Annotated in this window: 6 protein-coding genes; 2 read left to right on the forward strand and 4 right to left on the reverse strand. The window is 33.8% G+C overall.

The genetic code is table 11. The features are described 5' to 3' along the window. Position 1: 1 nt before the first annotated feature. The 4 genes from ABWU55_RS01435 to ABWU55_RS01450 form a co-directional block, all read right to left on the reverse strand. Positions 2-1,696: a WG repeat-containing protein gene (locus tag ABWU55_RS01435; RefSeq protein WP_006280066.1), complete on the reverse strand. Its 1,695-nt coding sequence runs from the start codon at positions 1,694-1,696 to the stop codon at positions 2-4. Beyond that, positions 1,657-3,993, reverse strand: coding sequence for a glycosyltransferase (locus ABWU55_RS01440; protein ID WP_353286390.1), 2,337 nt, complete (start codon positions 3,991-3,993; stop codon positions 1,657-1,659). Before ABWU55_RS01440 ends, ABWU55_RS01435 begins: the two co-directional genes overlap by 40 nt. After that, positions 3,950-4,909: an NAD-dependent epimerase/dehydratase family protein gene (locus tag ABWU55_RS01445; protein ID WP_006280064.1), complete on the reverse strand. Its 960-nt coding sequence runs from the start codon at positions 4,907-4,909 to the stop codon at positions 3,950-3,952. Before ABWU55_RS01445 ends, ABWU55_RS01440 begins: the two co-directional genes overlap by 44 nt. Positions 4,910-5,040: 131 nt before the next feature. Next, positions 5,041-5,802 carry a sugar phosphate nucleotidyltransferase gene (locus ABWU55_RS01450; RefSeq protein WP_010082157.1) on the reverse strand — a complete coding sequence of 254 codons (762 nt, stop codon included), beginning with the start codon at positions 5,800-5,802 and terminating at the stop codon, positions 5,041-5,043. A gap of 693 nt (positions 5,803-6,495) precedes the next feature. Here ABWU55_RS01450 and ABWU55_RS01455 point away from each other — a divergent pair. Together ABWU55_RS01455 and ABWU55_RS01460 are read left to right on the forward strand one after the other, a co-directional pair. Then, complete coding sequence (locus ABWU55_RS01455; RefSeq protein WP_353286391.1) at positions 6,496-10,023, forward strand: DEAD/DEAH box helicase; 3,528 nt, start codon at positions 6,496-6,498, stop codon at positions 10,021-10,023. A gap of 707 nt (positions 10,024-10,730) precedes the next feature. Next, positions 10,731-12,926 (forward strand): AAA family ATPase, encoded by a 2,196-nt coding sequence (locus ABWU55_RS01460; protein ID WP_006280189.1) that lies wholly within the window; start codon positions 10,731-10,733, stop codon positions 12,924-12,926. Positions 12,927-13,872 lie beyond the last annotated feature (946 nt).

A 13,872-nucleotide genomic window follows, 5' to 3' on the forward strand; every position in this document is an offset into this window, starting at 1 on the left:
ATTAACACCTAATGTCAATAACTGATAAATAATCTGTTAAAGGTACAATACTAAAAATTTTAAGCCCTTTTACTTGTTTTAGTATTCTTTTCCAATCGCTCAATGTCCTTAGTTTACCCCCTGTTTCAACCATTACATTAATATCTACAGAACCTCCCACTGGGGAGTAGTAATCTAGGATAGTTTCTATCACTAAAACGCGTGGTATTCCTTTATTTTTTACCAATTTTAAATAAGACAATACCTTATTATCATCATAATGCTGCAGAAAGCGGCAAAAGACACCTAATTCATAATTTGTAGCTGATAATTCTTCTTGAGTTATGAGTTTAATTTTTAAATCTTCTACTGCCTGCCTAGGCACTTTATGTTCGTTGTAATAATATAAGCCTATAGAACCTTTATTGTGTATATCAGAATAAGCAAGAAATAAAGAGTGTACGCCAAATAGCAATATATTTTTAGCACCATCTATATTAACCCTAGAATTAAACTCTTTAGTGTCAAACCTGGAATATCCTAGCAATGCTTGGTAAAACGCTATTTTCCTGTCTTCTGATGTTTCTTTCTCCTTAAAAGATTCAAATGAAGATATTGACTCCTGCCTTAATATATCGGCAATTTTTAACCAATTCTTTTCAGCGGCAACCCTTGCCCACATTGCTGCTGCTTTAGGCAAAAATGGTATTTCCTTAAAACACTTACCTTTTGATGATAGTTGCCATAAGTCCTTGTTCTTATCGTAATCAATAAACCCTATTTCCCACAACGCCCTTAACAGCCTTTCTAGATTTGGAACGATAATATTTAACTTTTGAGATAAAACTGGCATAGTTGCAGGTAAGATATTTAACAAATCAAGTTCAATAGCAACATTTGCGAGGTAAGTTTTCCAAAAGGCTGAAAGTTCTGCAGAAATCTTATGCACTTGAGATTCTTTATCTAAATCAAAAATACTAAACTTTACGTTTCCGGTAATATCGATCTGTCCTAATACACCTTCAAAAGTTTCAACTTTTGCCATGCCATTATAGAATGCTTCTACCATTTTAAATCTTTGCCGGTAAACAGGATTGCCATTAATATCTATATGAAACCAGCCATGCTTATCTTCTGCAATAGCAAATCCTTTATGAAAAACATTAAGCTTTTTATACCATTTATTATGTACTAACTTTCCATGATTATTAATATGTGTAGCTTTACCATCTTTATGGACTACAGCGATACCATCCTTAAAATCCCCAACATAATTGTATTCTTGCTCATAAACTCTATTGCCGTTCAAATCAATATGAAAAAACTTATCATGCTTTCTAATCACACAAATATCTTCTTGGTAATTTCCAATCCATTGATACGAATGTTTGTATACTCTACATCCAGATGGATCAATATGGTAATACCCTGTGTCATCTTCTACGGCTGCTCTATTGCAGTAAAATCCAAAAGTTTTTAAAAATCTGTCGCGATAAATTGCTTCTCCCATTGCATCGATGTGATAAGCGCCTGTCTCATCATAAACTGGTGCAAGGCCAGGCTCGTGAAATTTATCAACTCTAATAAATCTATTTTTGTACAAAGGATTTTCTGACAATTGGTGAAACCTTTCACAGGGGGAAACCCTAATAGATTTAAGGTACTCACTATCTTTCATTAATTGACTAATGGTTTTCTCATGTTGCATGTTTTGCATAATTCATAGTTTAAATAATTCTTTTGTAAGTTTAGGTACTCGCTACTTTGCCATATTTCCTCCAGTTTAACTTCATTAACATTGCCAAAATCTCCTAATGTTTTGCGTAGTTCATCTGGAGCACAGCAGGGACTAAACTTGCCTTCATTGTTTATCCATGCTTCTTTACCTAAAAATGGGCACTGACCACCTGGAGCCAAATCCTTGATACCCTCTTGAGAAAGGATCGTAAAATTTTCTAATTTTATCTTTTTACCATTTGGCAATAGCATATTATCCCTAAGTTCATATAACCTTCCCACCTCCGTATTCCATCTACTAATTGCTAATTCATCTCTCCTCATAGATAGATCCTTAATTTCCTTAAAATGTGCCCAAAGATGATGTCCTTTAACTCTATCTATGCCATTTTTTATAGCCATCTCAACTATGTCGTAAAGTTCATGTAAATTACTTTCTAAAAATGTTAATTGTAAAGTAACGGTACACCTTTCACCTGTATCGCTAAAGTATTTATCTCTAACTTCAAGGAAAGTTTTTAAATTTTCTGTCACTACTTCCCATTTTGAACCTTTCATGATTCTTTCATGAGTTTCTTTAGTTGCCCCATTCCAGGAAATCTTAACATCAGATAAAATTGGTACCAATAGTTCAGCCCATTTTCTAGCTCCTTTAATAGGAAAAGAACCATTGGTCGTGAGGTTAAGCTTCAGGCCGAACTCATGGCACAAATTGATTATTTCATCAAAGCTTTTATACATTAAAGGCTCACCCATAGTAGAAGGAATGATTTCCCTTAAAGGTGTTCCATCTGCTTCCTTAATTACCTTCCTGATAGTTTCTATTGACATTATCTTGGGTTTTATCCCTTTAGCTTTCTTCTCCTCTTTAACTTTACTATATGGTGAAAAGCATTCACACATTACACAAGCAAAGTTGCAGTAATCTGGATTAGTATCAAAAGTAATTCTCCAAGGACCAGGTTTTGTAGCCACTGATTTGCCTTTATTTTCAATAACATTACGGTAAATTTTGTTAAGTTTCTCAGTATGCTCACTTATAGAAGGTACATTACCATTTTTAGTATAAAGATAGCCTCTTTGGGTCAGTTCACTGTATAATTCCTGGTCTGTAGATAGGACTTGCATTTTTTCTGACAAACTATTTGTATCTCTATGCTTAAATAATAGTCCGTTTATTCCATCTCTTACATATTCTGCCATGCCACCATAATCAGCCGTTATTACTGGTACACTCAGTTGCTGTGCTTCATGTATTACTAATGGTGAATTTTCACCCCAAATTGAAGGAACAACTATCGCATCAACTTTATTAAATACATCAGTAACTATATTTTTATTGTTATAACTTCCCATCCATTCTATCCTTTCTTTAACAGCATGTGGAAACTGATCGGCAATCGCTTTTAAAGTTTTAGTTTCTTCCCTTGCCGCTCCCCAAATTCTAAGTTTTGCTTTAGATGATAAGCGAGAAAAAGCCTTCAATAATAGGTCAACACCTTTCTCGGGAGTATGAGTACCTATATAACCGAAAATAAACCCTTTTTCTTGCACCCTATTTCTATTCTTAAGACGATTTAGATCAAAACCATAATCAAGATAAGAAATTTTGTTTATCGGAACATTAAAGTCTTGAGTAAATTTATCCATTAAGAATTTTGACGGAGCAATGAAGTAATCTATATAGTCCACTACTTTCTTTGTTTGCTTCATTCTAGTTGCAACCCATTGTTCCCAATAATTTAAGTCTGAATTCAAGAATTCTTCATCTCCTGTAAAATACCCCTTGTAACATTGGGTTGCACATTTTTGATCCTTCTGTCCATCACAAAGCCGTAACAAATCTTCAGAATTACGTTGAATAAATCTTCCTCTTGGACACATTAACCAAAAATCATGTAGCGTAAAAATTGTAGGTATATTTTCTTTAAAAGCAACTTCTGGTAAAGTAATTGATAGATGATTAAGATGACCAAAATGTATAAGATCTGGTTGAAAGTTATCTATTATTCTTTTAAATTTTATATTTACTTCTTCATTGATAAATTTGTAACGATATTTAGTTGTAGGTATATTAATTAAATTCAGTAAGATCCGGGAATCACTACAGTCCAGAGCTGTAGTATAATGGAAATCAGGTAAGAAGCTGTTTTCATGCCTAGTAAATATTTGTACCTCATTATTATTGGCTAGTTCATGGGCAAGAGTTTGGCTGTAAACCTCCGAACCAGCGCTATAATAAGGAGGGTAACCATGAATAACTTTTAATATTTTCATATATTACCATATCTATATTGTTAGGATATTCTTGTGTATTGTTTTGTAGACTTTTTATAAATTTACCTAATCCTACTTTTAATGAATGCTTTGGAGACCAACCAAGTAGCTCTTTAGCTCTAGTAAAATCACCATGGAACTTAGTTACGTCAAAATTTCTTGGAGGATAAAAATCAATTCTAGAATCACTTTCCGTGACTTTTAATATTGTTTTTGCTAAGTTTTCTAAAGTACATGGGCTATTAGTAGTAAGATGAATAGCAGGAAGAGAAGATTTCTCGTTTTGTAAATATTTAACAGTTAAGTATATACCCTCTATAACATCATCCAAATAGGTAAAATCAAAAACACATTCTTTACCTTCTATCCTAATTGGATCGCCTTTCAATGCATTGATACAGAGTGCAGGAATTACTCTACTACTATGATCTAGTAAACCACCATATACATTTGAGAAGCGTAATATTGCTACATTAAAGTTAGAACCTTTTAAATTTATTACTTGTTCTTCAATAAATGCTTTACCTTTGGCGTAATTATTTATTGGGTTGATACTAGCAGACTCTGCAACTGGTAGTTCCTTTTGTTCTCCATATACTTCTCTACTGCTTGCATATATAAACCATGGTTTATTCGGAAGCGACTTGCAGAATTCTAAGAATTGGATTGTACCATCGACATTAACTTTTTGGCACAATTCAGGATAAAGCTCACCATGTATAACTCTAGAAATTGCAGCCAGATGAATAACCCCCGTACACTTAGCGAGTAGCGGCATTATATCTTCTGAAAAAAAACTGAGTGGGTTGTCGCGAAACCTAATATCGCAGCTTATTACTTCATAACCCTGCTTTTCTAACTTTTCTACTAAAGCCGATCCTATCAAACCTGCAGCACCTGTTATTAATATTCCCATGTGTCCCTCTCACTACAACCAGGAAAATCTTTCACACCTATCATCTTACAAGTAAGACTTAAAAAGCATTATAAAACTAGTATAAAACAAATGTCAACTTAAATTAAGGATCAATGAATAAAAAAATATAGTTATGAAAGAAGGGTTGGTTGTCTTCTTCTATTTGCCTGAAAATAACGTTCTGCTTTGACCAAATCCTCTTTGTTATTTACCCCCATTGCTTCCTTTTCGTCAGCGACTACATAACCTGCACGTAAGTTATTGCTTGCTGCAATGGGTATTATATCATTAAGACAACATTCGTTGGTCGAATCATTAAATTTTACTTCTTTTATTAGGGTATAAAGATCTTTAGCGTATGAAACCATTATTCCAGAGTTTGCAAGAAGAATTTCATCTTCACTTTTCAAGACTTTTTGAACATTGTCATTATCATCAATTACTAATCTTCCATATTGCTTATCTTGACTATTAAATCCAAGAAGAACTAAATTTTTATTATTACACTTTAAACAATCAGTCATTCTCATAACTGTATCACTAGATATAAACGGGGTGTCTCCGTACTGTATTAAAACTATGTCTTGGTCAGATAACCGCTCCAGGCTTTCTAGGGCAATTTTAACTGCAGTGCCAGTACCTGTAATATTTTCTTGAATTATCAATTTTATATTATATTTATCAATTATATCTTTTAAGGTACTAAATCTTTCTAACTCCTTTAGAAAAGGCTTGTTAATGACAATTGATAGACTTTTTAAACTCAGCGGTTTTGCATTGTGAATTATATGCTCTAAAAGAGTAAAATTTCCTACTAGGTGTAGTGTTTTTGAGTACTGTGAATTCATTCTACTGCTTTTTCCTGCTGCTAATATTATCAACGTGTTATCCATACATAACTCAAGAACTTACTAGGAGGTAAGTTAAGTGATAATTAATGAGTTGTAAAGTCTACTATAGTTTCCTAAATGATCCAGAAAAAATAATTAACATGCTTGAAATATATAAATCCTCTATGACGCTAATATAGATTAGCCGATAAAGTAAGCTTCCCAGAACTACTCATTTATATTGACCCATCAGTACTTATACAAAAGCTAGTTGATCGAGAAAATAGGCAAATCCTTATCAACGGCCTACTACTTTTCCTAACTTATGCTTCCTTGTTATATTGTTGAGTATACTTTTTAAATAGTTTTTTTCTGTTTTCTATCAACCAATAGAAGTTTCTTTTAGCCCATAAGGATATTTATATAGGAACTGATATTTTCTATGCTGGCAAGAGTCTTGACGCCGTAAAAAAAACTACTCAATAATTGGGTAACTTCTGATGACATTTTCACTGTACATTTATCGCACAACATTAGTGCTACAATCACAGGTGTAAAGGTATTAAACAACCTTTAAAAAGTTTCACTTTTCCCTTAATCAATTTTTCCTTTGATATAAGTGTTTATTGCTTTTGCCCTCTCTGTTGTTATAATTAACATTTTGTAGTAGTTCAAGATGAGTTTTGCATATTCAGAGAAAATCGTCCATAGAATCAGCATCTAGCTTATCTAGGTTAAAATATATAGTTTTACAAGATGACTATTTATGGAAGAACATGGTGGGGTAAGAAGTGGCTCCAGTCTTTTGACGGAATAGATTATGATAACCGTCTTCCACGTGGCAGAACTTGTGCTAATACTGGTCGAGCTTTTGGTATTAAAATTAATGGTCACATAGTTACAGCTAAAGTTCATAGCTCAGGATCTTACCCATATCGTGGTTCAAAACCTCAACCATATAAAGTCAAAATTATACTCAATGAATTAAGCTCATCAGAACAACAGACCATTCGTCAAATTATTGAAACTTCACCAGCTATATTAGCTAAATTGATAAATAGACAATTATCAGCCAGCTTGTTTGATAAGCTTAATGATCTTGGGATTAAATTATTTCCTTCAAATTGGCAGGAGATGAATGCAAGTTGTAGTTGTCCTGATTGGGCTATGCCTTGTAAACACATTGCTGCTGTAATTTATCTTATTGCTGCAGAAATTGATAAAAACCCCTTCATGATTTTTAATATTCATAATTGTAATTTGTCAGCACTTATCGATGATTTTGGGAATGGAAAATTAGAAAATGCTCAAAACATTTTAAAGATAGATGATATATTTAAGGCATGTTCTAAAATTAGAATACATAACCAAGCAATTTTAAATGATATTGATTTATCAACTATTCCTAACCTTTTTGATTGTATCAGTAGTATTTTAACAGATAATCCACTTTTTTTTGAAAAAAACTTTCATAATATCTTACAGATAGCTTATAAGCATTGGCAAAAGTATCCTGCAGGAAGATTAGTGTACTATCCAGCTTCTAAGAAGGAACTATCAGAAGAGGAGCTATTTATTAAAAGATGGGGAAATATTGAGAATTGGCAAACATTTCAACTATTCATTGATGATCAGCATTACCTTACTCAAGTGAGCAATGGTACAACTAATTTATTTAGGCTCAGTGGAAATGTATTGAGGGATGTAGCACGATTTTTAAATGATATTCCTAGTTCGTTACTCCACAAACTTAACCCTGAACTTCGCTTCATGCATATGATTTCACAGTTTGCACATATGCTAATGGAAAAGTCAGCGCTAATACCACAAGTATTACAAAACAAAAGAGGAGAAGTAATAATTAGGTGGATTCCGGCGTTGTTTAATGAGTCAGTTAAGGAAATTCATAGCAAGATATCATCTATTTGTCCGCCTCTATTGATTAAATATCAAGAAATCGTTATGGAACCAGAGGAACAAGTAAATGTTGCTATCTCTCTCATCCTTTTAGGGTATATAGAAGATAACTTTCCTGCATCACTGGATAAGCATAGAGATAAATCCATCTTTGAATTATTCTTTACTGGAAGACCATACAAGTTTACTGAGTTTAGCAACAAGGAAATACCGCAAGCAATTAATCTCTGGCTTTCACGTCTTTATTTAGCAGATAAACCTTACAAACTCTATTTAATGATAAAAGATCACCATGAAAAATTTGAACTTGAGGTACAGTTATCACTGGATGATGAGAAGTCATTCATCAAGCTGGAAAAAGCACTCTCTAATCAAAACGTAAAGCTTAGTATTTTATCTGATCTTGCACTTTTGTCTGAATATATACCTGAACTAGAAAAGTCGATTGACGATAATAGCACATTATCATTTAATTTAGATAATTTTGCACCATTATTTTTGCATATCTTGCCTGTACTAAGAGCAATAGGCATCAAAGTTATTTTGCCGAAATCTTTACAAAAAATCTTAAAACCACAATTAAGTCTTAATTTATCTACTAAAGATAAAATAAAAGAAGATCGCGAAAGCTTTTTAACGCTGGAAAATTTATTGAAATTTGATTGGAAAGTAGCAATAGGAGATAAAAAACTAAGCGTTACAGAATTTAAAAAATTGCTAAAAGATTCCCGAGGGCTTGTGCGAATAGTCGATCAGTACGTCCTTTTGGATGACAAAGAGGTAGAAGCTTTATTAAAAAAACTTGATAAATTGCCTGATTATTTAAGTCAAGCAGAGCTTATGCAAGCTGCTCTAACAGGAGAAGTAAATGAAACTAAAGTAGCATTTGACCAGCAGCTTACAAGCTTATTTAATAAACTTAATACTTACACACCTGTTACTACACCAAATAATCTAATAGCACAACTACGCCCATATCAAGAACGTGGATTTAGTTGGCTTGTACAGAACATAGAAAACGGGTTTGGTAGCATAATTGCTGATGATATGGGTCTTGGTAAAACATTACAGGTTATAGCAGCTATTCTGTGTTGCAAAAATACAGGGTTTTTGGATCGGGACAGAGTCTTGGTAGTAGCTCCCACAAGCATATTAAGTAATTGGCAACGAGAGATGGAACGTTTTGCACCAGAATTAAAGCTTTTCGTCTATCACGGACAAAATCGAGAATTGGCAAGTGATTATGATGTAGCTCTAACATCCTATGGTCTTGCACGTCGTGATAAAAAAGAACTTAATAAAATTCGCTGGTTTTTGCTCGTGATTGATGAAGCACAAAATATAAAAAATCCTAATACCGAACAAACCAAGGCAATTAAAACTATTGCAGCAAAACATAAGATAGCTATGAGTGGTACGCCTGTTGAGAATAGGTTGCTTGAGTATTGGAGCATTTTTGACTTTATCAACAAATCTTATCTTGGTACTCCTAAGCAGTTTAAAAGCAGCTTTGCAACACCGATTGAAAAAGCAAGAGATAAAACTTGTCTAGAAAGGTTTATGAAAATCACTAGCCCTTTTATGTTACGTAGGCTTAAGAGTGATAAAAGCATTATTCAGGATTTACCAGATAAAATTGAGAACAATCGTTATTGTTCCCTCACTTCAGAGCAAACAGCGCTTTATCAAAAGGTTGTTGATACAACTATGGAGAAGATAGAAAAAAGTGAAGGGATTGAACGTAAGGGACTAATCTTTAAACTTATCAATGCTTTAAAGCAAATTTGTAACCATCCATCACAGTTTGGCAAGAAAAAGCGTGCGAGTATTGAACAATCCGGTAAAATGCAGATGCTTGAGGAAATATTGATTAGTATTGGTGAAGTTGCAGAAAAATCATTGATATTTACTCAATACACTGAAATGGGTGAGATTATAGCTAGGCTACTTGAAGAAAGGTTTGAATCAGAAGTGCCATTTTTACATGGAGGACTTTCTAGAAAAGCACGTGATACAATGATTAATGACTTTCAAAACTTATTCCAGTCCAACATTCTTATAGTGTCTTTAAAAGCTGGTGGAACAGGGCTTAATTTAACAGCGGCAAACCATGTAATACATTACGATTTATGGTGGAATCCAGCAGTGGAAGCACAAGCAACAGATCGGGCCTATCGTATCGGGCAAGAACGTAATGTCATGGTGTACAGGCTACTTTCAACAGGTACATTTGAAGAGCGTATTGATGAGATGATTCAAAGCAAGAAGGAATTAGCAAACCTAACTATAAGTAGTGGCGAGAGTTGGATTACAGAATTTAACAACGATCAATTAAGAGATTTAGTTAATATAAAAAATGCACTATAATATAGCTGAGTTATTTAATGTAAAGAACCAGCTAACTACCGCTAATAGTTCAAAATAGAGACAAAGATTTATATTTCGTACTTTATGTCTCATTGGTAGGCAAAAAGCCTGTAATTACGTTTTAAAGTGATTCCACTTTAAACTGTACCCTTTAGCACCTGTAATGCCCTTTAAAATTTGAATAAAAAGCATCTTTAATAATTCTATTCATGAACCAAAAAGTAATTGCCGTTTTCAGAAACTTTTCATTTTTACAGATGGCTTGAAAAGATTATCATTAATAGGTAGGCCAAACTCCTCCAAAGAAAAAAGTTTTTAATTTTTTCAGAAAAAGTCATAAGAAACCCGGTATATATATAGTAGAGGGTTTTCTATCAAAGACACCATTATGAATTATATAGCAGAAAGAAAACATTAGTTTTTTTAATTTATTTTAAATATATCAACAGAATAAAAACTAAGTGGTTGACATGGTGAGTAAAATGTAGTAGAATTATAATAGAGTATTTTTCCTTAAAAGAAAGAAGATACTAAAACCTCACTTTTCACCTGAACTGACTTCCTTTACTTCTTAATATATTTTTCAAGCTTTGCCAAGAGAACCCCCACCGTAGTTTTTACTTACATAATGAAAGAGTAAGACCCCAATCAAAACAGCCTTACTCAAAAACCTTTCAAACGCTTAATCTTAAAAGGAGTTTCAACTTATGGTACAAGATTTTTTAACTGATGTCAAACAAAAAAATACTTTAAATGATGAATATTATGATTTTAATAATACTGTAGAACCATTAGAGCAATTTGATGTAGAAGAAATAAAAAGACAACTATTATTAAACATAAGATCATGCCTTTCTTATTTATTCCCAAGGGGAACTTTTCATGGAGATGAATTCCGAATAGGTGATGTGCATGGTAACAAAGGACAAAGCCTCAGAGTAGCATTAACTGGTGGAAAAGCCGGACTCTGGCAGGATTTTGCAACTGGGCAGAAAGGTGATGTTCTTGATATTTGGGCAGGTGCACAGGGAAAAGATACAAAGAGAGACTTTTGTGAAGTGATGGCCTCTATAAGTGAATGTCTTGGATATAACAAGAAATGCGCAAAGGCTGACGAAGACTTCGAGAAATTTATTACCCACAGTTGGAATTATTATGATGAAAATGGTCAGGTCATTGTAAAAATTTATCGTTCTGATCCTCCTAAAGGAAAAAAGCAATATAAGCCTTTTGATGTTAAACAATCTCGGTATGGTGCGCCAAAAGTAAGACCTCTCTATAACATACCAAGTATTTTAAAGTCTGATAAAGTTGTTCTGGTTGAAGGGGAAAAATGTGCAGAAGCGCTGATAGAACAAGGTATCACAGCAACAACAGCAATGTCTGGAGCAAACGCACCAATTGATAAAACAGACTGGTCACCACTTAAAGGTAAGCATATTATCATTTGGCCAGATAATGATGAAGCAGGTAATAAATACGCAAAAAATGCTGAAAAAAAGCTTTTAGAGATCGGAGTTGCATCACTTGCTGTGCTTGAAATTCCTCGAGGTAAGCCTGAGAAATGGGATGCTGCTGATTGTGTAGAGGAAGGTATAGATGTCAAAGAGTTTTTAGCTTCAACTCCGTTGCTTACTATTGATACTCCAGCTACTGATACTTCAAATATGAAAAGTTTAGAAAGATCCACAAAACAGCCACTTAACATTTTAGATTGGAGTGCAGAGCGCTTTGTAGGTCCGGTACCAGAGCAAAAGTTTCTTGTTGAAGGTCTATTTCCTTTAGGTGTTACTTCAATAATAGCAGCAATGGGAGATACAGGCAAAGGTATGCTTCTTCTTGACCTAGCGCTTAAGGTTGCAAGTGATAAGGATCAGATGTGTGGCTTTGGTTCACTTGTTACTGAACATGGATCAGTAGTGATTTTTTCAGCAGAAGATGATGCAAGTGAGATACACCGCCGCTTAGAACGACTCGACCCTAAGTGTGAAAGGTTGAAACATAAAGATAAATTATTTATTGTACCACTGCCAAACGTCAGAGGATCACTTACAATACTCAGAAATGTTCGTGGTAAAATCGTCGAAGTTTCTCCTGAATTCGAATCCGTAATGAAACAGCTCGAGGAAATTAAAGATCTGAAATTGATAGTATTTGATCCACTTGCTTCATTTATCCATGCAGATATAAATGCTGATCCTGCTGTAGGGGATTATCTAATGTGCTTATTATCTGATTTAGCATGTAGTACTGGAGCTTCGATAATTACTGCTCATCACATGAGAAAGCCAAAAGGAGAAAAACCAATATTAACTGCTGAACAAGCACGCGATGCAATTAGAGGTACCTCTGCTCTTGTTAATGGTGTTAGATGCTCATACGCTTTTTGGCCAATAGAAAATACAGCTAGGCTAGAAATCTTTAAGGCAGTAGGAGAAACACCAAGACAGAATGCTTTGTTTCATGGGGCAGTTGTGAAGGCCAATGGTTTAGCTGATCGCACTGTAAGAACTTACCTAAGAAATCAGGAAACAGGGCTACTAGAAGATATAACAATACAACTAACAGTTAAAAATGCTAGTGAAAAAGACCTTAAAATATGTCTTACTGATGCAATTACACGATCTGCTGTTGCAGGACACCCATTTACTCACACAGGAAGCACAGGAGTATATAAACAACGGCATAGGCTACCTGAGATTTTCCACAGTATGGGAAGAGATCGACTAGAGCGTATAGTTCAGGAACTTTTACAAGCAAAGCAGTTAGTTAAAGGAATGTCTACAGGTGCAAAAGAGGATAAGTGGCTTGACATTCCAACTGGACCATTTGCTTGTGGTATAGGAAAGTTCACTCTTGGAGCTGAAGATTTTAGCTATAGGCAAAATTTAATGTTAGGATAAGTCTTTCTTTATGGGTGGCTCTTTAAATATTTTAGAGTTGCCCTATTTTCTCTATTCAATCTACCATCTACTCAATCTAACTTCGGAGCCACAACCCTATTATAAGTTATGATTTCAATTAAAAAGGGATAAGACATCAAATGGTTGAATTATATTCCTGATTCCTTGGTTACTAAATAAGTAATGAGAAACTAGGAAGCTAAAGATCGCTTGAATCCTAACCTTTTGCCCTCTATTCCTAAAAGTGTTCCTAGTTATTATGTGTCTGAAGTCAGCCAGTATAGCGGATTCTACGTTCCTAAAACCCTTATATATATATAATAGTAATAAATAATAATAGATAATATAAAATAATAGTAAAATACAAATAAAGTACAATAACTTAAACAGCAAAAAGAAAGAAGTCCAGAAAGGCTGCCACAAAATATTATTAAGATATTTACATTTAATGAAAAATACAATTAGTGCGTTTTTAAAAGGCTCTTACTCTCATCTTTTTTTTATGCTGATAAAACTCAAATAAACGTTGGTCTGCTAATGCGGTTTTAAAACGATTCTACGACTTCAGGGTACAATTATACCACCAAGACCTAAGTTGCTCATGTAAGGTAGCTTAAAAATCGATTATGAGGCATTTCTAAATTATTTTTTATCTCAAATTTTTATTTATTACAAAAAACCCTAAAGCTAGTCTATCATGTTTTTTTGTTGGTTGCAAAGAAAATTTTTCAAAAAAGATTGAACAACTTGTGGTGAGTATAAGGGGTTAATGGAGACTATATGAGAATACAACAACTTTTATTGCAAACCTCTGAGCAATTGATTGCAAAACTCTCAGTGATGAAACAATCTTTATCAGCAAATTGTAGATGAAGCTAAAGGAAAAAAGTTTGAAGTTACTGCCATAGAAGAAGAGACAGAAGCTCGTAAAATTTGATTGCTGCTT

Source organism: Wolbachia endosymbiont (group A) of Crataerina pallida (assembly GCF_964028475.1).
Classification (GTDB): Bacteria; Pseudomonadota; Alphaproteobacteria; order Rickettsiales; family Anaplasmataceae; genus Wolbachia; species Wolbachia pipientis.

Excerpts from the sequence above, each read along its gene's own strand:
- ABWU55_RS01435 (WP_006280066.1), bottom strand. The coding sequence starts at position 1,696 with ATGCAAAACATGCAACATGAGAAAACCATTAGTCAATTAATGAAAGAT.
- ABWU55_RS01440 (WP_353286390.1), bottom strand. The coding sequence starts at position 3,993 with ATGAAAATATTAAAAGTTATTCATGGTTACCCTCCTTATTATAGCGCT.
- ABWU55_RS01445 (WP_006280064.1), bottom strand. The coding sequence starts at position 4,909 with ATGGGAATATTAATAACAGGTGCTGCAGGTTTGATAGGATCGGCTTTA.
- ABWU55_RS01450 (WP_010082157.1), bottom strand. The coding sequence starts at position 5,802 with ATGGATAACACGTTGATAATATTAGCAGCAGGAAAAAGCAGTAGAATG.
- ABWU55_RS01455 (WP_353286391.1), top strand. The coding sequence starts at position 6,496 with ATGACTATTTATGGAAGAACATGGTGGGGTAAGAAGTGGCTCCAGTCT.
- ABWU55_RS01460 (WP_006280189.1), top strand. The coding sequence starts at position 10,731 with ATGGTACAAGATTTTTTAACTGATGTCAAACAAAAAAATACTTTAAAT.